This window comes from Cupriavidus sp. SIMBA_020 (assembly GCF_046535395.1).
GTDB classification, from domain to species: Bacteria; Pseudomonadota; Gammaproteobacteria; order Burkholderiales; family Burkholderiaceae; genus Cupriavidus; species Cupriavidus campinensis.
This window is the reverse complement of record NZ_JAWRWU010001101.1, coordinates 1-255: the sequence shown is the minus strand read 5'-3', so window position 1 is coordinate 255 and position 255 is coordinate 1. Positions and strand designations below refer to the sequence as shown.

Genomic DNA, 255 nt, shown 5'->3' with positions numbered 1-255 from the left:
AGGCGTAGCCATCCGGTCGAGTTCGACGCGACGGCCTTGGGGGTCATAGCCATACGCGGCATTGAGGCCCGGCGTCACCCGGCCACCGGTCGCCAAGTCACCCACACCGACGATGCCTTCGGCTGCGCCGATCATGCCCCTGGACAGGCTCAAGCCGTAGTCGTCGATTGCTCGGCCGATACCCTGCAGGCTTTCCGGCAACATGTCATTCGCGTTCCATGGCCGACCAGATGCGGGTGGCACAGTTGTGGCGGG

Annotated in this window: 1 protein-coding gene; it reads right to left on the bottom strand. The window is 65.5% G+C overall.

What is annotated here, in order from left to right; genetic code table 11:
* The coding region (locus SB751_RS32915; RefSeq protein WP_410749369.1) for a hypothetical protein at window positions 1–204 on the bottom strand (204 nt) is incomplete at its 3' end.
* Window positions 205–255: the final 51 nt, after the last annotated feature.